Source organism: Mariniphaga sp. (genome assembly GCF_041687215.1).
Lineage (GTDB): Bacteria > Bacteroidota > Bacteroidia > Bacteroidales > Prolixibacteraceae > Mariniphaga.
The window spans coordinates 1-26,530 of sequence record NZ_JAWLCI010000065.1 but is presented as its reverse complement, the minus strand read 5'-3'; the positions used below and the strand labels follow the sequence as shown (position 1 = coordinate 26,530).

The following is a 26,530-nucleotide window of genomic DNA, read 5'->3' as shown; positions in this document are numbered from 1 at the left end:
GTTCAACCTGAACCCGGATGAAAGGCCACCGGGAGCCCGGAATGAAGTCAGAACTTCCATCAGAATAAACTACCATGCCACGAAGTCAATCTTCCATCAGGCCGAATGCAGTTCAACCTGAACCCGGATGAAAGGCCACCGGGAGCCCGGTATGAAGTCAGAACTTCCATCAGGGTAACACACAATGCCACGAAGTCAATCTTCCATCAGGCCGAATGCTGTTCAGTCTGGAACTGGATGAACGGCCACCGGGAGCCCGGAATGAAGTCAGGACTTCCATCAGAATAAACTACCATGCCACGAAGTCAATCTTCAATCAGGCCGAATGCTGTTCAGTCTGGAACTGGATGAACGGCCACCGGGAGCCCGGAATGAAGTCAGGACTTCCATCAGAATAAACTACCATGCCACGAAGTCAATCTTCCATCAGGCCGAATGCAGTTCAACCTGAACCCGGATGAAAGGCCACCGGGAGCCCGGTATGAAGTCAGAACTTCCATCAGGGTAACACACAATGCCACGAAGTCAATCTTCCATCAGGCCGAATGTAGTTCAACCTGAACCCGGATGAAAGGCCACCGGGAGCCCGGAATGAAGTCAGGACTTCCATCAGGATAACACACCATGCCACGAAGTCAATCTTCCATCAGGCCGAATGCAGTTCAGTCTGAAACTGGATGAAATGCCAACGGGAGCCCGTTTTTTAAAAATCCGATTACCACAAAATAACGCATATAACCGCCCCGCTGACCGCCCCGAAATTAAAAAACCCTGTAATTAACTGATTTTCAAATCTTGTTTGTGTTCTGGCAGGACAACTGAAAATGAGAGAGTTGCAAACGTCAAATTTGCAGCTCTTTTTTTTGTCAAACTTTTATTCCAGCTTTTCAGTTTATTATGGAACAAGAACCCAAACGTATGCTTAAAATTATGCTGCAATTTTCTGCGAATCTTTCCATTGGTTTTACCGGATTCAACCGGATATTTCTAATTTCTGATTTAATCCAGTAAATTTTACATATTCAGCGTATTTATAAATCGTCATCAAATTTAAATTGAAAATGAAACATGCAAAGGTTGCTCTGGTACTTTTTATTTTCGGAATAACTTTTATAACCCAGAACCTGTTTGCCCAGCCCTCCGGAGGGTCATAGGATCCGACTTAGCTATATTATAACCTGCCCGATGTGTCTGGGCTAATGTTTATTTATATGAAAAAGTTTCTGATCCGGTAATTCTATTGAGCCAGAATCTAAACGGCAAATACGAGGCTGCATTTAATTCTCCCTCCGGATTAAATAAAATATTGCCGGATTATGCTTTCAAAAGCATCAGCTTGAAAAATTACCGCGGATCGCTATTTAAAAGTATTCACCTGGGCAACTACCAGTTAATGAAAAATTTAGAGGGAATTAAAACTGTCACCGAACTGCCCGAATCTATTAAAAAAATGAATGGGCGAAACAAATCCTGTTTATTGGCCCGGACCATTTAAACCCGGTAAGGAATAATTTGAATATTTCATACTATTCTCTATTTTAAGCAAAATTCCAATATAATCCAGGGTATCTATTTTAGGTTCTGCAATGCATTTACACTGGTTTAAACTGAAATACAGTAATATTCTGTTTTCGTGAACCGAAAAAAAATATTCCATTTTAACAGAAATTAAGACAAATTTGAACCTGACCCAATTCATTTTTTTACTAAATTTGATAGAATATTATAAGTAAATCCATATGACACACCTTAAAGATAAGGTCTATAAAAACGTGATTGATAATGAACCAGGCAACCTCAAAACAACAGGTAACTCAAAATTAAAAATGAACGAAAATATATTTCGCAATCTGATTGAATTTGCTGTTGATGGTATTCTGATTGGGTCTCACGAAGGATACATTACCGAAGCAAATTCAAGTTTTTGTTCGATGCTTGGCAGAAAAAAAGAAGACCTTATTGGAAAACACATCAGCCTTAGCAAACTTATTTTCACCCCGGAAAGTATTGAAAAAACACCCTTCCGGTTTGACTTGCTCGAAAAAGGAGAAACCATTACCAGTAAAAGAGAAATTTTACGTCCCGATGGTTCAACATTAATGGTTGAGATGCGGACTAAAATGATGCCCGATGGCTCCTACCAGTCTATTTTTCGTGATATAACAGAACGGACAAAGCAGGAATCCCAACTCCAAAAATACGCTGAAGACCTCAGTAAATTAAATTCTGATAAGGACTTATTTATTTCTATTCTTGCCCACGATTTAAGTAACCACTTTAATTCCATTATCGGACTTTTGGATTTGTTAAAAGAACACTTTCGTAAGTTTACAACTGAAGAAACTGAGGAACAAATTAGAAACATTCATAAATCAGCAAATACCGCTTTTTCATTACTTCAGGATCTTCTAATTTGGGTCAGAACCCAATCAGGATTTATCCATTTCGAACCGGCAAACTTTAACGTTGACTCAATTTGTGATGAAGTGATAAACAATCTGAAATATTACGCCCAGGGCAAAAACATTTCATTACAATGCCAGATTCCTGCTGATTTGATGGTTAAGGCAGACATTCAAATGTTAAAAACCATTTTAAGAAACCTGATTTCCAATGCGATTAAATTTACCCCTTCAGAAGGAAAAATAAGGGTTATAGCAGAAAAAAAGGAAAATGAAACATTAATTACCGTTTCAGATAATGGCATTGGCATTGATCCGGCCATGCAGAACCAGCTTTTTAAAGATTTCAAAACCTATTCAACAAATGGTACAAAAGGGGAAAAAGGAACCGGCCTGGGACTTTTGATTTGTAAAATGTACGTTGAAAAACATGATGGAAAAATTTGGGTTGAAAGCACTCCCGGAAAAGGAAGTAACTTTAAGTTTACATTGCCAAATCATCAATAATTATAAAATTCGGGTATTTACCTCTTTGAAAAAACTACACAAAAAAAATTGACTTACAACAACTTAAGTATTTACTGAAAGTTTTTTGATTCTCTATTGAAATATTTGGCATTTTGTAAATCTGCTGTACAACATCACACATTAAAAAAAGTATTTCAAATTCTTTTTGTTTTTTTGTCCTACCAAAATGATAGGATTGATAGGACAAACCATTTAATATTTAAAACATGAAAATTTTAAAATTTAATTTTCTCTTAATAAGCATCTTAGCCATTATGTTTATGGTTGATGCCCAGGCGCAGGAGGTTTACAAACTGCAGTCTAAAAACAGTAAACTCACTATTGAAGGAACTTCATCTATTCATGACTGGGAAATGAAAGCAGAAAACTTTAAAGCCGAAACGCTTCTGCAAATGAAAGGGGAAGTAGTTTCAGAAATTAGCAACGTTGAGTTTTCCACGCCGGTTTCAGGATTAAAAAGCGGTAAAAGCATAATGGACAAAAAAGCCCACGATGCTTTAAAGGAAAAAAAATCACCTGAAATTAAGTTCGCACTAAACAAAAACAACAATGTGAGCATTTCCGGTACCAGGGCAAATTTCACGGGGTTACTTACAGTTGCAGGAAAAACAAAGGAAGTGAGCTTATCCGCGCAATTTGATATTGAAAATCCACAAAAGTTTTTGGTTAGCGGAAGTGTACCCATTAAAATGTCAGACTTTGGTGTAGACCCGCCAACTGCTATGATGGGAACTATAAAAACGCATGATGAAGTGGTCGTTCAATTCAATCTTGAATTTCAAAAAAGCAGTCAGGAATATACAGGTAACTATTAATTCCTGAAATACAAAAAGTTATTATTTAAATCCCTTTTATTAATTATTTAGATTATGAAAAATTTATTCATTGTAGTTTTTGCAATGCTTTTTAGCATGCCTTCTTTTTCACAACAATTCGAAAAAGAACAAATTGACGATCAGGAATTTAATAACCTAAAAGTTAAAGTAGGTGCCGATTTCGCACTTCAACTTCAGGCACTCGATCATGAAGCTCCTGTAGAATTGATCGATCTGAAAAACAACTTTAATCTTCCAACGGCCAATTTGAACATTACAGCAGATTTGGCTCCAGGAATTCAGTTGTATATCAATAATTACATGTCTTCACGACATCACAACGAGGCATGGGTCGAAGGTGGTTACTTAACCATTGACAAAATGCCGTTTTTACCTGCTACTGACAATATGATGAAGTACTTCACCATAAAGGCAGGTGTAATGATGCCGAACTATGGTGATGCCCATTTTTATCGCAGTAACAATGCAGCCGTTGTTAATAATCCGTTTGTTGGCAACTGGATAATGGATGCTTTTACCACAAATCCCGGTTTGGAGGTGATGTACCGGAATAAAGGCTTTTTAGCACTTGTGGGAACCAATAACGGACGCATGAATTACGGTCGTGGAAACGATATTGGTAAAGACCTCGTTTTTAACTGGAAATTAGCGTATGATACCGATGTCACTGATGATCTGAGGTTGCGTGCCAGCCTTTCAGGATACCATGTTGGTGAAGGCCATAGCGGTTCAACATTGTGGGATGGCGACCGTGCCGGTGCCCGCTATTACAGTGTGATGCAAACTGCAGAAGCTGCTGGTGACAATTTCCGTTCGGGACGCTGGAGCCCCGGCGCCAACCAGACCGAAATGAACAGTTACATGGCCAATGTTTTTGCTCAATTTCACGGACTTGAAGTTTTCGGAGTTTATGAAACCATGAAAGGTGTTCGGAGTGGGAACGACCAAAACTTCACCCAAACTGCCCTGCAGGCCATTTACCGTTTGGGTCGTTTTTATGCAGGAACCCGTTTAAACAAAGTAGATAATAACGATGGTTCAACAGTAACCCGAACTAATCTTGGCGGTGGCTGGTACATGGTTGACAACGTGGTTATCAAACTCGATTACGTAATTCAAAAGTACGAAGGGCCAGCTCACGGAAGCATCGATGGTGGAAAATTTAACGGGCTTGTGCTCGAGGCTGCTATTTCATTCTGATCTTTTTGGAAGTTCATACAGGTTGCCCGGAAGCTATTATTCCGGGTATCCTGTTTTAATTAGAGGGAAAACCCGTGAAGAAGTTTTTAAAATACAGTATAGCTTTTTTCGCATTCTTGCTACCACATTTTTACGGAAATACAAACGACTATAAAAATGCCGGGGAAATAAAAGATTGCAAAAACTACATTTCAATTCATGGGTCTTCAAATATCAATCAATTTAAATTTGTTAATCATAATCTAAAAATAAAACCATCAACTAACACTTCTGATGACCAAGCCAATTACCAGCATATCAGAATTCCGGTTTATGACTTTTCTGGCCCAAATAACAAAATGTTAGATGATTTTTATGAAATGGTCAGCGCTTCAGAATATCCCTTCATTCAAATCTCTATGGAGCCAAAAGGAAAGGCAGACTTTGATGAAACAACAGGGAAAACCGTTTTTAAAACCATCATTTCGCTGGCTGGCCAGTCCAGAATTTACACCGTCCCTTGTGAAATCTTCTTCAGCGATAATTCAGAATATATTTTAAAAGGTGAATTGGAGGTTGAACTTACTGATTTTAACATTAATCCTCCTAAAAAAGTTTTTGGTGCCATAAAAGTCAACAACGAGGTTTTTATTAACTTTGCTTTCAAACTGAAAATTGAGGAAACTTTAACCGAAAAAATTACATTTTGAAGTTTAGCACAAAAACAAGGTATGGTGTAAGGGCAGTTCTGGAAATTGCGATGAATGCCGGAGAAAATGGAATATACCAGAAAGAAATTGCTCAGAATCAGGATATTTCTTATAAATATCTCGATCAGATTATCAATGCCTTAAAAGTTGCAGGGCTTGTTACCAAAGCCGGTGGCAGAAAAAGTGGATATGTTTTAACACGAAATCCAGCTAATATATCTGTTTACGATATTCATAACGCTTTCGAACCGGGCATTTGTGTTATCGACTGCCTGGCCATGAATTTTTCCTGCGACAGGGAAAAATTCTGTTCTCTTAAAGGATTTTGGGGACAACTGAATAACCAGATTATTGAATACTTCAAATCAACCACCATAAAAGACCTGATGGAAGATCAAGTTAAACTGGATGATTTGGTACAAATTCAGCATTAGCCTGTGATTGGTATTTATATGATATTTAAAAACTAAAACGGGATACAGCATAAAATTTTATAACCTTTTCCTAAAATTGTGTAAAACATATTCCAGAACTAAATTGTTACTTTGTTGATTGTTAATACAAAATGTTTAAAAGTTTCAGCCATATCGTTCTGTCTTTTTTGTTGCTTGCTGCAACAACGGGCATGGCTGTATCCAAACATTTCTGCGATGAATTTTTAATTTCAACTTCATTTTTTTCAGAAGATGAACCATGCTGTGATTCCGGCAATTGTTGCCACAACGAAACAACTTTTTATCAGGTTGATGAAGATTTTGCTTCACCCGGGTTCTCCCAATTACCCCATATAATTGATATTGATTTGTTCTCCTCCGGTTTTGGACAATATATTGCTGTACTACCACCGGAAGCATCCACTCATTTTATTCCGGTAAGGAAACCACCACCCCCACCTAAAATACAGACGCTGCTTTCATTAAAGCAGGCATTTCTTTTATGATTTTATTATGATTAACAGTTGAACTGGCAGAAAACAACTTTGCTGTACCTGACTTGTTGTATATCATAAACAAAAAATCATAATTGAAATTGCATGTTAAATAAAATCATTCGTTTTTTTCTTGAAAATAAACTGGTAACAGTATTATTGCTCACTCTTTTTGTGGGGTGGGGAATTATTACCTCGCCATTTGGATGGAACACAGGATTTCTGCCGTCAGACCCGGTTCCGGTGGATGCCATTCCCGACATTGGCGAAAACCAGCAGATTGTTTTCACCGAGTGGATGGGCCGTTCGCCACAGGACATCGAAGACCAGATTTCTTATCCGCTCACCACTTCTTTACTGGGAATTCCGGGTGTGAAATCCATCCGGAGCTCCTCCATTTTCGGATTTTCGAGCATCTACATTATTTTCGATGAAGATGTGGAATTTTACTGGTCGCGATCCCGAATTCTTGAAAAACTCAATTCGCTGCCGGCTGGGTTGCTGCCCGAAGACGTACAACCAACGCTTGGGCCCGATGCCACCGCGTTGGGGCAGGTGTTTTGGTACACGCTGGAAGGCCGCGACAAAGACGGAAACCCGACGGGCGGTTGGGATTTGCACGAAATTCGAACCGTGCAGGATTTCTACGTGAAATACGGATTGAATGCAGCCGAAGACGTTTCGGAAGTAGCCTCCATTGGCGGATTTGTGCAGGAATACCAGGTGGACGTCAATCCCGATGCGCTGAAAGCTTACGACATTCCGCTCCACAAAGTGATGATGGCGGTACGGAACTCCAACCGGGATATTGGCGCCAAAACCATCGAAATCAACCAGGCTGAATACCTGGTTCGCGGACTGGGCTACATAAAAAATATTGAAGACCTCGAAAAAGCCGTGGTGGCTGTAAACGACAATGTGCCGGTACGGATTAAAGATATTGGCGTGGTGACTCTTGGACCATCCACCCGCAGAGGCGCTTTAGACAAAGACGGCGCCGAAGTAGTGGGCGGTGTTGTGGTTGCACGCTACGGATCCAATCCGTTGCAGGTAATTAACAATGTAAAAGATAAAATTGCTGAGATTTCACCCGGCCTGCCCAAAAAAGTACTACCCGACGGAACTGAAAGCCAGCTCACCATTGTACAGTTTTACGACCGCACCCAGTTGATTTACGAAACGCTGGGTACGCTGGAAGAAGCACTGTCGCTGCAGATTCTCATTACCATTCTCGTTATTATTGTAATGATTTACAACCTGCGCGCTTCGCTGCTTATTTCCAGCCTGCTGCCCATTGCCGTACTGATGGTGTTCATTACCATGCGCTATGCCGGTGTGGATGCCAACATTGTGGCGCTTTCGGGTATTGCCATTGCCATTGGTACCATGGTCGATTTGGGGATTATTCTTTCTGAAAATATTGTGAAACATATCGATGAGGCGCCGCCGGGTCAGAAAATGCTTGAAACGGTTTACAAAGGCGCTTCGGAAGTGGCGACAGCTATTTTAACTGCGGTTTCCACTACCATTGTAAGTTTTATCCCGGTATTCACCATGCAGGCTGCCGAAGGAAAACTCTTCGGACCGCTGGCGTTTACCAAAACTTTTGCCCTGGTGGCGGCACTTATTGTAGCACTTTTTATTCTGCCTGCATTCGCGCACTGGTTTTTTGGCGCCCGCATAAAAAACAAAGTCATTGCAAAATGGGCCAACGTTGCCCTCACCGTTATCGGTGTAATTTCACTGATTGCCGGGTACTACTGGGGCGGCGCTTTGTTGTTTTTGTTTGGAATTACCGGCCTGCTGAAACACTTTTTCTATAAAACAGAAAAAAACAAAACAAAATGGACCAATTGGTTGCTCAACAATTCAGGATTAATCATTGCCGGGCTGGGCGTGGTCTGGCTGCTGGCCAATTACTGGATGCCGCTGGGCGCTTCGAAAAGTATTTTCCTGAACGTAATATTTGTGGTTTTACTAGTGGGACTGATTCTCGGTTTTTTCAGTATTCTGGAATATTTTTACAAGCCGATTCTCCGGTGGTGCTTGAACCACAAAGCCGTATTTTTAACCATTCCATCAATCCTCATTCTTTGGGGGGCGGTTATCTGGCTGGGATTCAATACTATTTTTGGTTTTGCGGCCAAAGGGTTCGATAAACTGGGATGGAATATCCGTACCACTTCAGTTTGGTCGGAGCTGGCCCATGCATTCCCCGGAACCGGCAAAGAGTTTATGCCTTCGCTCGACGAAGGGAGCTTTCTGCTGATGCCCACTTCCATGCCCCACTCCGGGATGGAATACAACCAAAAAATTGTGGCACAACTCGACATGCGGGTAACGGGCATTCCCGAGGTGGAACTAACCGTCGGGAAACTGGGACGCGTAGAATCGGCGCTCGATCCTGCTCCCATCTCCATGTTCGAAAATGTAATCAACTACAAACCGGAATACATGCTGGATGAAAGCGGACGTCGGGTACGCTATAAAACGGATAGGAAAGACCGGTTTATTCTAACCACCGGCGACACCCTCACCAACAAAGAAGCATTGGAACAAAATATTACACGCGAACAACTGATTCCCGACCGCTGGGGAAATTACTACCGCAACTGGCGTTCACACATTGAGTCGCCCGACGATATCTGGAACGAAATTGTGCGGGTAACGAGGATTCCCGGAGTTACCTCGGCGCCAAAACTTCAGCCCATTGAAACGCGGCTGGTGATGTTGCAAACCGGAATGCGCGCCCCCATGGGAATCAAAGTATATGGCCCCGATCTGGAAACCATTGAGGATTTCGGGATGAAACTGGAAGGAATTCTGAAAGAGGTACCCTCGGTAAAAGCCGAAGCTGCCTTTGCCGACCGCATTGTTGGGAAACCTTACATTCATTTAAACATTAACCGCGATGAAATTGCCCGTTTCGGGTTGAATGTGGAAGATGTTCAGCAGGATATTGAAATCGCAGTTGGCGGAATGAAAATTACCTCGACTGTGGAAGGCCGCGAACGTTTCCCGGTGCGGGTGCGTTACCCGCGCGAACTGCGCGACGACCCGGAGATGCTGGAGAAAATCCTGATTCCGACACCAACCGGGGCACAAATTCCATTGGGACAACTGGTGGATCTGGAATATATGCGCGGACCACAAATGATCCGTAGTGAAGAAACCTTTTTGGTAGGTTATGTACTGTTCGATAAAAAAGAAGGATTTGCCGAAGTAACCGTGGTGGACGATGCGCGCGAAGCCATCCAGTCAAAAATAGATGAAGGGGAACTGACCGTACCTGCCGGGGTGAGTTACAAATTTTCAGGAAGCTATGAAAACCAGGTGCGTGCCGAAAAGCGGTTGACCATCATTGTGCCGCTGGTGCTGGTTATTGTTTTTCTGATTCTGTATTTCCAGTTTAAATCAGTGACCACTTCGCTGATGATCTTCAGCGGAATTACGATGGCCTTCAGCGGCGGTTTTATCATGCTGTGGCTTTATGGCCAGGGCTGGTTTGCCGATTTTTCCGTTTTCGGTGTCAACATGCGCGACCTGTTTCAAATGAACCCGGTGAACCTGAGTGTGGCCGTTTGGGTCGGTTTTATCGCCCTTTTTGGCCTCGCTACCGATGACGGCGTAGTGATGGGCACTTACCTCGATCAGAGTTTTGCACGCAACAAAACCGACAACCTGAAAGGCGTGCGTGCTGCCGTGGTGGAAGCCGGTCAGCGCAGAATTAAACCTGCCGTTATGACTTCGGCTACTACCATCATCGCTTTGCTGCCCATTTTAACATCTACCGGGCGCGGCGCCGACATCATGATTCCTATGGCTATCCCGGCATTCGGCGGAATGCTGGTAGCGGCCATTACCTACTTTATTGTGCCAACGCTCTATTCATTGAGGGAAGAACGGAAACTCAAAAACAGAAAATCATGAAAACAATTTTTAATATTATAATCATTCTGTTGCTGGCCATTCCGATAAGCTTTGCCCAGACTTTGGATGATTATTTCAAAATAGCTGCGGAAAATAATCCCGGATTGCAGGCAAACTACAAAGAGTTTGAAGCAGCCATGCAAAAAGTGCCGCAGATGAATGCACTGCCCGACCCCACTTTTTCATTCGGCTATTTTATTTCACCGGTGGAAACCCGGGTGGGACCGCAACGGGCAAAGTTTTCGCTCACGCAAATGTTCCCCTGGTTCGGTACGCTAAAAGCGCGCGAAGATGCTGCAACCCTGCAGGCCGAAGCCAAATACCAGGCTTTTCTCGATGCGCGAAACCGGTTGTATTTTCAGGTAGCAGCGGCTTATTTTCCATTGTATGAATTGAAAAAATGGAAACAGATTGAACAGGAAAACATCAACATTCTTGAATCATACAAAACCATTGCCACCCGGAAATACGAAAACGGAAACAGCACCATGGTGAATGTATTGCGGGTGGACATTATGCTGAATGATGCCCAAACCCGCCTGAAAATTCTGAATGATAAAGAGAAACCGCTACTTTCTGCTTTCAACAACCTGTTGGATCGCGATGAAAACGAACCGGTTGCAGTGGCCGATTCGCTTTCGGTTGAAAATGTACCCGGCCCGGTTTCCAGGGATTCGCTGAAGTCCAACAATCCGGTGTTATCCGAACTGGAACTGAAAACCCGTGCCAGTGAAGCCGGCGAAGTGGCAGCTCAAAAACAGGGCCTCCCCAATGTGGGCGTTGGGCTCGACTATGTGGTGGTTGGAAAATCTTCCGAAATGACTGCTTCCGATAACGGGAAAGATGTACTGATGCCCATGGTTTCGGTGAGTATTCCGTTGTTCCGCAAAAAATACAAAGCGGCAGAGCGGGAAGCGCAGCTTAACCAGGAGAGCTTTTCGCTTCAGAAAGAAAATGTGCTTAACACGCTGGTTTCAGAATTCGACCAGGCAAAATTTGAAATGCAACAGCAACAACAGCTGGTTCAGTTGTATGACGAGCAAATCCAAACCACCCGGCAATCGCTTAACCTGTTGTTCAAAGATTACGGAAATTCGGGGAAGGAATTCGAGGAAGTACTGCGCATGCAGCAACAACTGCTTCAGTATGAAAAAAACAGGGCTACCGCGTTGGCAGAATTTCAAACCGCCCTGGCAAAAATCAATTATTTAACGGCAAAAACAATGAATAATGAAAACAAATAAAACAACAATTATTATCGCCCTGTCCACACTTGTAATCGGATTACTGGTTGGATGGCTCATTTTCGGTGGAACATCACAGCAAGACACGGATGATGATCATGACCACGATGTTGAAACAACTGCCGGTGAGGAAGAAGTCTGGACCTGCTCCATGCACCCGCAAATCAGGCAGGGGGAACCCGGCGACTGCCCCATCTGCGGAATGGACCTGATTCCGATGGATGACGAAGAAGAGGGAGAATCCAATCCCCTGGCCGTCAATATGTCTGAAACAGCCATGCGTTTGGCCAGTGTGAGAACGGCAACTGTGGGCACTGCAGAGCCCTTGAAAACGGTGCGGTTAAACGGGAAAGTGGAAACCGACGAGCGCCGGATTGCCAGCCAGTCGTCACATATTCCCGGCCGGATTGAAGAGATGATGGTGAGTTTTACCGGTGAATTCGTGAGCAAAGGGCAGGCTATTGCATCGGTTTATTCGCCCGATTTGGTTACTGCCCAGGAAGAGCTTTTTGAGGCGGAAAAAATCAAAGATTCGCAGCCGCAACTTTTTAATTCGGCCAAAGAAAAGCTGAAAAACTGGAAGCTTTCTGAAAATCAAATTGAAAAAATACTTCAGTCAGGTGCTCCCCGTGAAACATTTAATGTCCTGGCCGATGTTTCAGGGTATGTTACCAGCCGGAAGGCGAACCTTGGCGATTACATCGGGCGCGGGCAAATTATATACGAAATTGCCGATTTGTCGCGGGTTTGGGTTTTGTTTGATGTATATGAACAGGATATGCCCTGGGTGAAAAAAGGAGATAAAATAAGTTTTTCTGTGGCATCCATTCCGGGCGAAACTTTTGAAGGAACCATCTCTTTTCTCGACCCGGTAATCGACCCGAAAACCCGGGTGGCCAAAGCGCGGGTGGAAATGGTAAACAGTGGGTTAAAGCTGAAACCGGAAATGTTTGCTTCAGGCATGGTAGAAGCAAAATTGCCTGCCGGAGGTGGTACCCTTTCGGTACCCAAAACCGCCGTTATGTGGACCGGTAAACGTTCGCTGGTGTATGTAAAATCGGAAACCGAAACCGGTGTAAACTTTTTGATGCGCGAAGTCACTTTGGGCCTGGCGCTGGGCGACAGCTACCTGGTGGAAAGCGGCCTGGATGAAGGCGAAGAAATTGCGGTAAGCGGAACGTTCAGTATCGATGCCGCTGCACAACTGGCCGGCAAACCCAGCATGATGCAAAAGCCCGAAAGCAAAACCATGGAAGTGCCGCAGGCTTTTCGTGAACAAATTACTGCCGTGGCCAATGCCTATTTTGAAGTGAAAAATGCGCTGGTGGACGATGACCCGGAAACCGCACAGACAGCAGCCGGAAAATTGTCCGGTACACTCGGGGAAGTGGACATGGGCCTGCTGGAAGGCGATGCGCACCACCACTGGATGGATTTACAAAACGAACTGGCAGAAGCCGGGGAAATGATTTCCGAAACGGCCGACATTGAAGAACAGCGGGAACATTTTAACATGCTCTCCGAAGCCATACTGGAAACTACTGAGTCGTTCGGGCTGGAAATCGAAAAAACGTACAGGCTTTTCTGCCCCATGGCTTTTGATGACAAAGGCGCGTTCTGGCTGAGCGAATCGGATGAGATTCTGAACCCCTATTTCGGGGATATGATGTTGCGTTGCGGCGAGGTAAAAGAAACCTACAGCAGGGGACAAAGAATATTTAAAACTGCTGACAAACAAAACACACAGGCAGCGGGACACAATCATTAAAATTATTAGTTATTAACCATTTAAAATTCAAAAAGATGAAAACAAAAGTTTTAAGTTTAGTAGCCATGTTCGTTCTGGGAACATTCACGGTTTTTGCCGGAGAAAAAACAGAAAGGTTTAAAGTGAAAGGAAATTGCGGTATGTGCGAAAAACGCATTGAAAAGGCCGCCAATTCGGTGGACGGTGTGCAAAGTGCCGACTGGAACAAGGAATCGAAAATGATTGAAGTAAAATTTGACGATGCCAAAACCAGCACCGACAAAATTGAAATGGCGATAGCCAAAGTGGGGCACGATACACCACACCACAAATCCAAAGACGAAGTTTATAATGAACTTCCGGGCTGCTGCAAATATGATCGCTCGGAAAATGATAACGCGCATGACCACAGCGGGCATGTACATTAATGGCGTGATTTAGGTTATTCACCGGATGTCTAAACAAATCATCAACAGAATGAAAATGTTTTAGGCGTCCGGTGATTGGCTGTCCCAATTTTTATGGTTGGTGAATTAGCACCTCACTCTTTGTTGTTCGATTTTTAAAAGTAACTTTTAAGATCAATTGTTTCCCCTTTGCATCCAGCTCAATCGCATCATTTAAAGGATTGACAGAATCTTTGGCAAATACCGATTTTCCTGCCAAATTAAAAACCTCAAGGCGTTGAATTGGAATGTCAGAAGCGACATTTATTTTGTTTTGAAACGGATTTGGCCAGATTTTCAGGTCATTTGGAAATTGGTATTCCTGTGAGAAAGTTTCAGTACTTTTTAATTTTAATGCTTCTATTTCAACCTGACCGGTTCCTTTTTTCCCAAACAACCCGTAATTGATGTAAACTTTTATCCATTTAATCAAATCGAGCTGGTAAATCCCGTCAGGATTTTGGCCGAAAGTGTAGGTGAAGGAGTGAAAATTTCCATCACTTTCAAATGAGTTGATTTTAAAAATGTCGTTCACATTTACTTTTTCGTTTGCATCCACCAAATCGATACGGAAAGAGCCGGGAACGGGCGCCGGGGTTTTCAGCGAAATTTCCATTTTACTGAAACCGGTCAGATCAATTGGATCGGGGAATTCATACAAAATGTGCGGATTTTCGCCGGGAGCGTTTATATCGTATCCGGCAATTAACGAATTCGTTCCGGATAATTCTATCTGATTTGAATTGCCCGGAACCGCTTTCCAGAGCATATTACTTTGGTCGTCGAATAGCGGAACTTCAAAACTTTCGCCCGAAGGTTTTTGCACTGTACTCACATAAAAAGGTTCGGCAGCAATTGTGTCACAATCCGACTGTAATTCAAGCTGGACATTTCCACCGGTATTGCCCCAGTTTACCGTAACTCTTGATGTATTATTCCCATTCAATACCTCCACATCGTCGGGGAAACTCCATTTATATCGAACTCCCTGAAAATCAATAGTTGAGAAAATTAATTCCTCGTTTGGTTCAGCGTTTTTTTTTCCGTCAATTACAGGTTTCGGCAAATCTTTCTGAAATACTTTTACGTAATCAATTTCCATGGTTGCCTCATCCAGGTTAGCATCGATTCCCTGTGCACCGCCCCAGTTCCCGCCAATGGCAATATTCAAAATCAGGTGAAAACGTTTGTCGAAAGGCCATTCCTTGTAAGATTTATTGGGATTTTCTATGCGGTAATATTCTTCCCCGTCAACATACCACACAATTTCATCTTCGGTCCAGTCAATGGCATATACATGAAATTCGGTAGAAACATTTTTCACTTCTACTGATTTTCCCAGTTGCGTTCCAATGGAATGATTATAAGCTTCGGTATGAATGGTTCCGTGAACTGTGCCAAAATCGTAGCCCACGTGTTCCATAATATCGATTTCTCCGCTTGCAGGCCAGCCGCCATATTCCCAGTCAGTGGGTAACATCCAGATGGCAGGCCAGGTACCTTTCCCTTCAGGGAGTTTTGCTTTCACTTCAATCCGTCCGTATAACCAATCGCCTTTCCCTCTGGTTACCAGCCGTGCAGAAGACCAGCTTCCATTTGATTTTACCGCTTTAATCGTGAGTTTTCCATCCTTCACAAACGAGTTGGTCCTCGTGTTGGTATAATTTTGAAGTTCATTGTTCCCCCAGCCGTGGTCGCCAATATCGTATCCCCATTTTTCATTATCGGGTGCTCCGGAGTATTCAAAATCATCTTGCCAAACCTGGTAGAAACAGTTGCCCTGAGACCAGGCAGGGATTCTGACTAAAATAAGAATGATAATTAAAAAACTAATTCTATTCATGTTTCTGTATTTCCTGATTATTTAATAGTAAACTCACCTTTTAATCCTTCAGCAGAATTGGGTCCAATCCAAACATCAAAATCACCGGGTTCTGAAACATACTGTTCACCATTAAAAAATTCCAAATCTTTTGGTTCTATTTCGAATTGAACGTTTTTGGTTTCGCCCGGCATTAAGCGTATTTTTCTGAATCCTTTCAACTCTTTCACCGGCCTGGTAATACTTCCAACACGGTCGCGAATATAAAACTGAACAATTTCGTCGGTTTCAAAATTACCAATATTTTCCACATCTGCCGAAACGGAAATGGTGCTGTTAAAATTTAACACCTCATTTGAAAGCGTTAGGTTTGAATACTGAAATTTGGTGTATGACAAACCAAATCCGAACGGGAACAGGGGTTCAGTTCCATAATCCAAATGCATGGATTTTAGCCCGAGTGAAAGTTGTTTGGAGTTTCTTGGTATATCGTCGATATGGATTACATCTGATTTTGATGCCGGCCTGCCGGTATTTTTCCGGTAATGGTAAAGCGGAATTTGCCCTGCTCCTTTTACAAACGTAACCGGCAGTTTTCCGGTTGGAGAATAATCGCCAAATACCAAGTCTGCAATGGCAGGCCCGGCCATTGTACCCGGATGCCAGGCATACAAAACCGCATCGGCAAGGTTCAGTTCTTTCTGAATGGCCAGTGGCCGACCAGCCATAACAATCAATATAAGTGGTTTGCCGGTTTCTTTAAGTTTCACAAGCAGTTCCGTCTGAACTCCGGGTAATTCGAGAATTCCTCTTGAGTTGGCTTCGCCTGAAAGGATGGATTCTTCGCCCGCAAAAAAGAGAATGGCATCTGATCTTCCGGCAGCAACCAGTGCTGCACCAAACCCTTTTTCCGATTTGTCGCGGCTGTATTCCAGTCCGGCAGCATAGTGCACCCTGTTCCCCAGTATATACTGTAGGGTGGTTTTTGGCGTTTCCGAATCTTCTTCGTTCCCATCAAAAATCCAGGTTCCCATTTGGTCGTGCGGAGCATCGGCCAGCGGGCCAATAACTGCCAGTGAACGAATTTCTTTTGAAAGGGGAAGAATATGATTGCTGTTTTTGAGCAGAACCATACTGTTGCGTGCCATCTCGCGTGCATACGCCAGATGCGAACCTGCCAAAATGGTATCGGTTGTCAATGCTGTATTTTCAACAGGTTTATCGAAAAGTCCCAATTCAAACTTAACGCGGAGAATATTTGCCACCCGCTCATTTATAAGATTTTCATCGATTTCTCCCTCTTCAACCAGTTTTTTCAGATTTTCGATATATGCCGTGGTTGCCATTTCCATATCAACGCCCACTTTTACAGCTATTTCAGCGGCATGCTTTTTATCAATTGCAAAGCCATGAAATATCATCTCTTCGATGGAAGCCCAGTCGCTAACCACCATGCCACGATAGTTCCACTCTTCGCGTAAAATGGTTTTCAAGATAAATTCATTTCCTGAAGCAGGTACACCATTTAAATCGTTGAAACCCGACATAAAAGTCAGCGCACCTGCGTTTTGGGCAGCTTTAAATGGTTTCAGATGGACATTTCTTAAAAGCGGTTCGGGAATATACGTGGTGTTGTAATCCCGTCCGGCTTCTGCCATACCATAACCCACGAAATGTTTGGCACAGGCAGCCAGTGAGGTGGGATCATCCAAATCACCCTGAATGCCTTCCACCATTGCTTTGGCAAACTGCGAAGTGAGAAACGGGTCTTCGCCGCAGGTTTCGGCAATCCTTCCCCAGCGCGGATCCCAGGTAATGTCTATCATGGGGGCGAATGTCCAGTTAATTCCCATGGAGGCAGCTTCAACCGCAGAAATACGCATAGCTTTTTTCACCATGGAAGTATCCCACGAAGAGGCCATTCCAAGCGGAATGGGGAATATAGTGCGGTACCCGTGAATGACATCGCGGCCAAAAAGCAACGGAATTCCCAGCCGGCTTTCTTCTTTGGCAACACGTTGAATTTCGGCAACCCTTTCAGCGCCCTGAATGTTTAAAAACGAACCAACCCGTCCATCCCTGACAGCTTCTTTCAGTTCTTCTTCACTTGAATAAAAACCATCCGATGCCTGAAACATCTGACCAATTTTTTCATCAAGAGTCATTTCACCGATAAGTGAACTTATTTTAGAATCCAGATGAATGGTTGTTCCGTTTTTATTTTGACATCCGGAGAAAACCACAATCAGAAAAATGATCAGAGAGATATTATTCAACTTTTGTTGAATCATTTTTGAATAAATAGCAGGGATTTAAAAAAAGTGCCCAAAAAGTTAAACTGAACTATGAAAAAACACTTTTTGGGCACATATAAATTAATTGCGAGTAGCTGATTTCAGCCCTTCAACATGCGGACCAGCCAGTTCGTCGAGGTAAACCTGGAAAACATCAGAGTTGTCTCCGGGATTAACCATTATGCGTACAACATTATAAAAATCATGATTGAAATTGTCATCCGCAACCACGTCGCCTGTAAAAATATCTCCGGTCCAGTCCCAGCCGGCTGAAACTCCTGAGAAATCAAATTCAGCAATTTCCCATGTGTTGTCTTGCTGAATGGTATAAATCAAATCAGCAGTTCCGGTTTGCCAGGCATTCCCACCGCGGTCAGTATTTTCAAGTTTTAACAGAATATTGTCACCTGCTGAACCATAAACCATCACTTTAAATGTATGGCGCTGGCGCAAATCGAACCGATAACCCGCCGGTAACTGCATGTAGGCATTGGCCCATTCGTTATTTTCTTTTACGAAATTCAACACTTTAGCACTTTTATTTGGATAAATGCGGTTAGGATTGTCAACCACCTCAATATAAGCACTGCCACCTGCCTGATCGACATTCATGGACGCCATGGAAACTTCAGAAAAATCGTTGTAGGTAACCATCGCATCCAGGAGGAAAGGTTCATAATCGGGGTGGTTTGCTGCAACCACTGCAGAAAATGTATGGACTATTTCGCCCAGCGAGGTGTTTGCCGTTACAGTAACCTGATAGCTTCCCTGGCGCATGTAGGTATTCGACACTACTTCGTTAAAATCCTGCGTTTCGTAAACAGTTCCGTCGCCAAAATCAATTGTTACATCGTTTATGGATTCACCTGCCGGAACATTCAGAACGTTCAATGCAACGTTGTAAGTATTTACTTCCCCTGTTTCTGTCAAGTTTGCTTCCAGCTCAATCTGAGGCGGCACATATCCTTCCGGTATAAGTCTGTATGCCCATGCGTTGCCATCCCCACCTACCGATGCAAGCTGCATGAAATTTTCTTCAAGTGCAAAAATCTCGTACCTGCCACCCTGAGCGCCGGTATCAAACATCGGATAAATTGGAGTTGGGCCAGATAAAACCAAATACATTTTTCCACCGTCTTCCTCAATCATCCATGAACCTGGTTGTGGAGTATAATCAACAATCAAATCATCGCCCGGATCAACCACATTGCTGTAGTTTGGATCGTCGCCCCTGAAATCTTTTACATAACTTTTCCCGTTGTTTTCGTAAATGGCCTCAAAACCTATCATTTTAAAAGTGAGCTTGTCGTCATAAATTTCAAAGCCGCTTTTATTCAGCGGAGCTGCCGACCACCATTCCAGTCCTTCGCTACCTGCCGGGCCAACTCCAAGATGCCCCTGTGAAAGGCTGTCCAATACCCAGGTTTTTCCTTCCAAAGCATCTGCGCCACCGCTCAAGGCAATCATCATTGGGTTGTCAAATAATGAATAATCGGTTTCGGTAGTGGTAAGTGTTTTGGATATACTCGAACTGCCATTGTTTGTTTTAATGGTCATGGTTATGGTATAATCATCCGGAAGCGGATAATATGCCACACCGCTTTTTTTGTTTATTTTCGATCCGTTTCCAAGGTCGAAAGTCACCGTGTAAATTCCGTTTAATGATGGGCTTGTCATTTCAATGTTAAAACGGTATGCATCAACACCGGGAGTAATGGAAAAATCCATTTCGCTTTCAGCGGGAGGCGCAACTAAACCCAGCTCCGGGTTTGTGTCTTCATAAGGTTCGCAGGAAAATAAAACTGCAAACACCATTAATCCGATAAAGCTTAAATATTTTAAATTGTTCATCTTTTTATACTTTTTGAAAACATTAATTAAACTGCCTATTTGTAAGCTGGTACAAATTGAGTTAACACACCTTCGTTTGTATTACGAATTTCCCTGGCGGGAATTGGAAACATACCCCAGGTATCCGCCTTAAAAGTTCGTGGTGTAAAATGAGATTGGTTGGGCACATCCTCAGGAACATTGAAGCTTGCATTTATTTTTGAAGCTGCAAAATCGTTTCCTCTTCTCAGTAAATCCCATTTGCGTAATCCTTCTCCGCCAAATTCCACTCTTCGTTCATGGTAAATATCATCCAATGTAACTGTTGTTAAAGCAGCCCCTTCGCCTAAAGAACGGGTGCGAACCTGATTCAGATAACCAAGGGCTTTTTCCGGATTATCATCCAAAAACAGCTCGGCAGCCATCAGCAACACATCGGCATAGCGAATGTCAACAAAGTTCCTTGGAAAATTATGGTTTGGGTCGCCCCCGGAACCGATGTAAGCATTCAATGCCATGTATTTTCTGTTGAAGAATCCAGTATTCATGAAAGCTCTGGTATAATCATTGAGCCTTTCTTCTGCATTGTAAATGGTAACATCTTTGCGCGGATCTCCTGCTTCAAATTCATTGGCCAGGCTCCATGTAGGCACAGCAAATGACCAACCCGGGAAAACAGATCCGTTGTCACCCACCGGATTTCTAACACTATACCAAACACTTGAAAAATTACCGTTGATATTCCAACCGCCCCAGTCGCCTGAATTTGCTTTATCTGAATACTGAATTTCAAGTATGGACTCTTCATTGTTTTGATTTTCCCAATCCCATAAATCGTTATAATCCGGCACTAAAGAATAAGCATTGCTTGCAATAACTTCTTCGAGGGCAGCCTGTGCATAATTTTTATCTATAGTTGTGCTGCCATTGCTCCAGTTTGTTACTCCAACCACTGGTTTGGCAAATCCTTCGTGATAAAGATAGATTCGTGCAATTAATGCCTGTGCAGCACCTTTTGTTATTCTGCCTTTTTCGGTAGCTGCCACGTTAACAGGCAATGCCGGAACCGCTTGTAAAAGGTCGGTGGCTATTTGTGTAAACAGTTCATCAGGAGTACTTTGTGCAATACTTTTATAATCTTCAACTGAAGGGAGTACTTCGGTAATTAGCGGTGCATATCCGTAATGACGAACCAAATCCCAGTAAAAATAGGCTCTGAGGAACAAAGCCTCGGCTTGAAGCCTATCTTTCAATCCATCGGTTTCCCATTGCACTCCTTCCTGCTTTTCCAAATAAAGGTTGGCACGATAAATACCGGAATAACAGCGATTCCACAGATCAGCAGCTGCGTTATTTTCAGTGGTCATATTAAACATCTCCATTTCATGCCACTGGCTCATATCATTTACATTTGAACCACCACAAAAAGCGTCGTCAGAAAAAATATCGGACATGGTAGGAACGAATTGCCAGTTTTGGACTGAATAGGCGTCGTAAACTGCAGTTACGGCTAAAAACGCCTGCTGTTCCGTTTGATAATAGTTTGCTTCAACCTGTCCTGTTTTTGGTTCCAGTTCAAGAAAATCTTCGGAACAAGATACCTGCAAAAATACCAGGGCAATGAAGTAAAATATATAAATTGATTTATTTTTCATTTTCCTAAATTTTAAATGTTTTCACTAAATTAAAAAGTAATGTTTATTCCGCCCAGAACTGTACGCGGCTGAGGATATATTCCATGGTCGATACCATTATTGAATACGCTTCCTCCAATCTCAGGATCGTAACCTTTATAACCGGTAATGGTTAATAAGTTTTCGGCAGAAACATAAAGTCTCAAATTACTTATCTTCATATAACTGGTAATATTTGTCGGGAGTGTGTATCCTAAAGTAATATTTCTCATTCTAACAAAACTTCCATCGTGAACAAAGAAATCACTCACTGTTGTCATGTTCTGATTGCCATCAACATAAGTTACCCGTGGGTACGAATCTGAAGTTCCCGGGCCGGTCCAGCGATTAAGCCAGTCTCCGGTATAGTTGGTTTCATTCATGTCGTAACGCATGGTTGCGTCGTAAACTTCCTGGCCTAAGGCCGCATAAACAAACATGTTGAAATCGAATCCGGCATACTCTAACCCCAGGTTAAGCCCACCGGTAAAATCAGGATGCGGAGTTCCCAGGTTTACCCTGTCTGCGTCTCGATCGATAACTCCATCGCCATCAGAATCAACAAATTTTATATCGCCCGGCACTGCATTGGGTTGAAGTAATTGGCCTTCGGCATTCACATAGGCAGCAACTTCTTCTTCGGTTTGAAAAATACCATCGGTTTTCAGTCCATTAAAATAACCCATTGGAGATCCAACTTTTGCGTATAAAACATCACCTTGTCCAAATGCACCATCTCCACCCTGAAGGCGTTTTTCAGCATTTTGAATGTCGAGCACTTCGTTTTTGTTGTATGCTCCATTTACAGAAGCATTAAAAAACAATTTTCCAAACCGCTTTTTGTAACTTAATTCGGCTTCAAAACCTGAATTTCGAACAGAACCTCCATTAATTACCGGTGCTGAATTTCCTACCAACATTGGAACCGGAGCAGTAACCAGCCAGTCTTTGGTGGTTTTAACGTAATAATCCAAGGCTACCCGCAAACTGTTACCCAAACTGGCAAAATCCAATCCAATATTTGTTTGTTCAGAAGTTTCCCATTTTAATGAAGGGTTGGCAATTCGCGTGGGTTGAGTTCCGTTATATTGTGTTTTGCTGTCGCCAAAATAGTAGATATTTTGATTTCCGATAATTGAAGTATACCCGAAATCACCTATATTTTCGTTACCGTTTTGTCCCCAACTGGCTCTGAATTTTAACATATCAATTACATCCGAGGTTCCACTCATAAAACCTTCTCTTGAAATAACCCAACCTGCTGAAAAAGAGGGGAAGTATCCAAATTTATTTTCTGATCCAAAACGCGATGAACCATCACGACGTAAAGTGGCGGCAAACATATAACGGTCGCCATAGTCGTAGTTTAAACGCCCAAAAACAGAAGCAACAGTGTGTTCAGAATAACCACCACCTGCAACTGTACTTTCCGGATCTGTAGCATTGTCGATGTATGAATAATCAAAATCATCGAAAATAACATCTTTCTTACTTGCCGAAAGATTATTGAACATATCTTTAAATGCAGTAACACCGCCCATTACAGTAAAATGATGAGCATCAATTGTTTTGTCGTATGTAAAAACATTTTCGAAGTTCCATCTCGACCAGATGTTCATTGAGCGTGACGCCTCGTCGGTAATGGTAAAGTGCATGGCATCCAGGTAATAAAAAGGAGAATATCCGCGGGTATCAACCAGTGCCATTTCGCCACTGTAAGAAGATTTGAAAGTCAATCCATTCAGCGATTGATTCAACTCACCAAAATCAAACTCGGCAAATAAACCTCCGACAAACTTACTGGTTTTTGTTTCAGAGTTTAAGTTATCCAGCATTGCCACGGGATTTGTAATTTCCTGCAGGCCAATTCCAAATTGTTCAGGAACTGCCCACGAACCATCTTCATTTGTTACCGGAACAATGGGGGGCATATTTAACGCTTGTGCCAGTCCGATTCCAAAATGAGTATTTGTTTCAATTCCTTTACTGGTTATTCTGGCCAGATTAATATTTGAACCAAGTGTTAAAAATCCAAAGTCAGTAATTGTGTTTAAACGGTAACTGAATTTTTCAAAGTCTGATTTTCCTTTGGCAACAATCCCTTCCTGATCAAAATAGCTTAAAGAAGACGAATAGCTGGTTTTTTCAGTTCCGCCGTTAAAAGAAATCGAATGATTTTGTTTTGGCGCATCATAATTAAACATTTCGTCTTGCCAGTCGGTGTTCGCTGTATATCCAGCAATTTGTTCCTGCGAAAATCTAAAATTACCGGTACCGTTTAATGATGCTTCATTTATTAATGTTACATATTCCTGAGAATTTAAGACATTAATTTTTTTCCACGGATTTTGAACTCCATAGTAACCATCATAACTAACCGTAAATTTTTCGCCTTTTACGCCAGATTTCGTAGTAATTAAAATTACGCCGTTTGCACCACGTGCTCCGTAAATAGCAGCAGATGCGGCATCTTTAAGAACTTCAATCGATTCAATATCATTCGAATTCAGAAAGTCTGTTCCTGCACCGCTCATGGGTAAACCATCAACAATATATAATGGTTCAGCATCGCCGTTGGTTCCAATACCACGAATTCGAATGGATACCTGGTCGCCGGGCTGACCTGAGTTGTTAGAAATAACAACCCCCGCCGTTTTACCTTGTAATGCCTGGGTTACACGCATATCGGAGGTCCGTTGAAGTTCTTCACCTCCAATTTTTGCAATTGCCCCGGTTACCAAACTTTTCTTTTGGGTACCATAGCCAACTACAACAACTTCGTCAACATCGAAAGCCTCGCTTTCAAGCACGACGTTTATTTCAGTACGCCCGTTAACAGGAATTTCCTGTGTTTGCATACCAATAAAAGAATACTGCATCAAAGCATCTGAAGGAACCTGCAACTCATACATACCATCAAAATTGGTAACAGTTCCGGTTGTTGTTCCTTTTACGATTACAGAAACTCCTGGTAAGGGTAGTCCGTCATCTGCCGCAGTAATTACTCCTCTTAGTGTAATTTCCTGGGCAAAAATGCCAAGAGAAAAAATTGAGCATAAAAAGAAAAAAAGAATTTTTTTCATAGGATGCGATTTTACTTAATAAATAAAATTTATAAATGATAGCTCAAAATTGAGCTTAGCAGTTCAGATTTCCGAAAATTTTGATGCTTCAATAATACTTCAATCAAATTTAATAACTACATCAAAATTACATCACCAAAAAAACAGAAAGCTGATTAAGAGTGTATTAACCGAAAGTTATTAGAGAATTAAACTACAACATGAATGTACCTGTTCTAAAACATCAAACCTCCGATGAATTATATATTCAATAAAAAAGTGGAAAGATTTACATCGCGATGGAGGTTGAGTTTTTTCCGTAAGCGGTAACGGCTAATTTCAACTCCCCGGTCAGAAATGTTTAACAGAGCAGCAATTTCTTTTGATGTGAGGTTCATGCGTATGTAAGCGCAAAGTCGTGTTTCACGCGGTGAAAGTTCTGGGAACTGCTGCCTTAACCTCTGGAAAAAATCTTCGTGAACTTCGTCGAAATAAGTTTCGAATATCTGGTTTTGCTGCTTGTTGTCAATTTCCTTGTTAATTCGCTGGTTTAGTGTCGAAAGTTTTGTTTTTAGCTGTGCATCAGAAGTGTTTTTCATCGCCTGATGCATTTCTTCTTTCAATTTAACAAGAAACTTATTTTTTTTGATAATGCTCATGGTTTGATTTGCCAGTTCTTTGTCGCGATAAAGCATTTCGTTTTGCAGTTTTTCATTTCGAAGTCTTATAATTTCTTTTTCGGCAACCACTGCCTGATGTTGAAATTGTTCTTCCTTTTTCTGAAGTTCTGCTTCATGTTTTATTATCTCTTTTTTCCGGGATATTTCAATACGGTATAGAACAAATTTAACGATGAAAAAAATGAGTAAAACACTTAATACAAAGTATGCAAACCAGGCCAATTGCGATCGGTGCCAGGGAGGAAGAATATTGAAACTAAATTCAGAAACCTCGCTTTCAACACCATAAATATTTTTTGCTTTTACTTTCAACATGTAATCTCCTTCGGGTAGGTTGGTAAAATCGCGGTATTTATCTGAAGTCCAGTCAGACCATTCTTCGGAATAATTTTCGAGAAAATAGCTAAACTTCAATTGTTGCGGATTTTCGTAAAAAGGGGCTGCATAGTGAAAACGGAATGCATTTTTTCTAAAAGGAACTTCAATCTCAATATTTAAATGGTTCGGATTGAGATAAATCGTGGAATCGACAAAGGGCATTTCCACTTTTGTAATAAAACATTGAAATTCTTCGGAATATGATTTTAGTATTTTGGATGAGTAATGTGCGAATCCATTGTCTAATCCAAAAAAAACATGGTCATTGTTATACGGATAAACAAACTCAAAACCATTTACATATTGGCCGTCCAATTGCTTAAAAGGGGCAGTTATTTTGGTGTAATTCAGATCTTCATTGCGGCGAAGCACACCTGATTCATTCTGGGCGATGAACCATATATTATCTGAGTCATCGGTTTCCAGGGTAAGCAATTGGCCACCGAGTGAAGAAAGTTGATCGAACTGATTGTTGATTTTAAACGAATCGGAAGGTTCATTGTAAGTATAAATTCCATCAACACCGGAAATAAAAAATTCATCATGGAGCGTAAATAAGATGTTGTTCTCGGTTGCCGGCAGGCCGTCTGTTTTGGTGTACAGGCGATATTGGATAACACTGTCCATTTTTTCATTTAACTGTACCCTGAAAATTCCTTTTCCTCCATGGCTGATCCAAATAATTCCGTCACCGTCTTCAAAAATAAACCGGCTCGATTCATTAAATCCTTTTACTTTTTTATGAAACGCCCAGCCTTCGGTTGTTTTCTGCAACAACACAAGTCCGTTGTAGTGCCCCCCGAGTAACATCCCGGGGCTTTTTTGTAGCCTGATGTATTTC

At 42.1% G+C, this 26,530-nt stretch carries 17 protein-coding genes; 11 read left to right on the top strand and 6 right to left on the bottom strand.

Annotated elements, in window-relative coordinates; all coding sequences use genetic code 11:
• The first annotated feature begins 215 nt into the window (after positions 1 to 215).
• The 11 genes from ACESMA_RS17845 (at position 216) to ACESMA_RS17800 (ending at position 13,932) form a co-directional block, all read left to right on the top strand.
• Positions 216 to 398: a hypothetical protein gene (locus ACESMA_RS17845; protein ID WP_372950224.1), complete on the top strand. Its 183-nt coding sequence runs from the start codon at positions 216 to 218 to the stop codon at positions 396 to 398.
• Between the two features lie 1,428 nt (positions 399 to 1,826).
• A complete protein-coding gene (locus ACESMA_RS17840) occupies positions 1,827 to 2,909 on the top strand; it encodes an ATP-binding protein (protein ID WP_372950223.1) in 1,083 nt (360 codons plus the stop codon).
• A gap of 227 nt (positions 2,910 to 3,136) precedes the next feature.
• On the top strand, positions 3,137 to 3,745 hold the full coding sequence (locus ACESMA_RS17835; RefSeq protein ID WP_372950222.1) for a YceI family protein: 609 nt from the start codon (positions 3,137 to 3,139) through the stop codon (positions 3,743 to 3,745).
• Positions 3,746 to 3,799: 54 nt separating this feature from the next.
• Entirely contained in the window at positions 3,800 to 4,966 is a 1,167-nt protein-coding gene (locus tag ACESMA_RS17830) for a hypothetical protein (RefSeq protein WP_372950221.1), read from the top strand.
• Positions 4,967 to 5,364: 398 nt separating this feature from the next.
• Entirely contained in the window at positions 5,365 to 5,655 is a 291-nt protein-coding gene (locus tag ACESMA_RS17825; RefSeq protein WP_372950220.1) for a hypothetical protein, read from the top strand.
• Positions 5,652 to 6,089 carry an RrF2 family transcriptional regulator gene (locus tag ACESMA_RS17820; protein WP_372950219.1) on the top strand — a complete coding sequence of 146 codons (438 nt, stop codon included), beginning with the start codon at positions 5,652 to 5,654 and terminating at the stop codon, positions 6,087 to 6,089. The genes ACESMA_RS17825 and ACESMA_RS17820 overlap by 4 nt, the downstream gene beginning before the upstream one ends.
• A gap of 131 nt (positions 6,090 to 6,220) precedes the next feature.
• Positions 6,221 to 6,595 carry an HYC_CC_PP family protein gene (locus ACESMA_RS21510; protein ID WP_411289415.1) on the top strand — a complete coding sequence of 125 codons (375 nt, stop codon included), beginning with the start codon at positions 6,221 to 6,223 and terminating at the stop codon, positions 6,593 to 6,595.
• A gap of 93 nt (positions 6,596 to 6,688) precedes the next feature.
• A complete protein-coding gene (locus tag ACESMA_RS17815; RefSeq protein WP_372950218.1) occupies positions 6,689 to 10,513 on the top strand; it encodes an efflux RND transporter permease subunit in 3,825 nt (1,274 codons plus the stop codon).
• A complete protein-coding gene (locus tag ACESMA_RS17810; protein WP_372950217.1) occupies positions 10,510 to 11,757 on the top strand; it encodes a TolC family protein in 1,248 nt (415 codons plus the stop codon). Before ACESMA_RS17815 ends, ACESMA_RS17810 begins: the two co-directional genes overlap by 4 nt.
• A complete protein-coding gene (locus ACESMA_RS17805; protein WP_372950216.1) occupies positions 11,744 to 13,525 on the top strand; it encodes an efflux RND transporter periplasmic adaptor subunit in 1,782 nt (593 codons plus the stop codon). The genes ACESMA_RS17810 and ACESMA_RS17805 overlap by 14 nt, the downstream gene beginning before the upstream one ends.
• A gap of 35 nt (positions 13,526 to 13,560) precedes the next feature.
• Positions 13,561 to 13,932, top strand: coding sequence for a heavy-metal-associated domain-containing protein (locus ACESMA_RS17800; protein WP_372950215.1), 372 nt, complete (start codon positions 13,561 to 13,563; stop codon positions 13,930 to 13,932).
• Positions 13,933 to 14,023: 91 nt separating this feature from the next.
• On the opposite strand, the gene ACESMA_RS17795 is transcribed toward ACESMA_RS17800, so the two are convergent.
• The 6 genes from ACESMA_RS17795 to ACESMA_RS17770 form a co-directional block, all read right to left on the bottom strand.
• Positions 14,024 to 15,793, bottom strand: coding sequence for a family 16 glycosylhydrolase (locus ACESMA_RS17795; RefSeq protein WP_372950214.1), 1,770 nt, complete (start codon positions 15,791 to 15,793; stop codon positions 14,024 to 14,026).
• A 17-nt stretch (positions 15,794 to 15,810) separates the two neighbouring features.
• Positions 15,811 to 18,063 (bottom strand): beta-glucosidase BglX, encoded by a 2,253-nt coding sequence (gene bglX / locus ACESMA_RS17790; RefSeq protein ID WP_372950213.1) that lies wholly within the window; start codon positions 18,061 to 18,063, stop codon positions 15,811 to 15,813.
• Between the two features lie 84 nt (positions 18,064 to 18,147).
• Complete coding sequence (locus tag ACESMA_RS17785; RefSeq protein WP_372950212.1) at positions 18,148 to 19,917, bottom strand: PKD domain-containing protein; 1,770 nt, start codon at positions 19,915 to 19,917, stop codon at positions 18,148 to 18,150.
• A 35-nt stretch (positions 19,918 to 19,952) separates the two neighbouring features.
• The gene (locus ACESMA_RS17780) at positions 19,953 to 21,551 is read right to left on the bottom strand and encodes a RagB/SusD family nutrient uptake outer membrane protein (RefSeq protein WP_372950211.1); all 1,599 of its coding nucleotides are present in this window, start codon (positions 21,549 to 21,551) and stop codon (positions 19,953 to 19,955) included.
• Positions 21,552 to 21,580: 29 nt separating this feature from the next.
• Positions 21,581 to 24,652 (bottom strand): SusC/RagA family TonB-linked outer membrane protein, encoded by a 3,072-nt coding sequence (locus ACESMA_RS17775; protein ID WP_372950210.1) that lies wholly within the window; start codon positions 24,650 to 24,652, stop codon positions 21,581 to 21,583.
• A 239-nt stretch (positions 24,653 to 24,891) separates the two neighbouring features.
• Positions 24,892 to 26,530, bottom strand: a 1,639-nt coding sequence (locus ACESMA_RS17770) for a triple tyrosine motif-containing protein (protein ID WP_372950209.1), incomplete at its 5' end; no start/stop codon positions are given.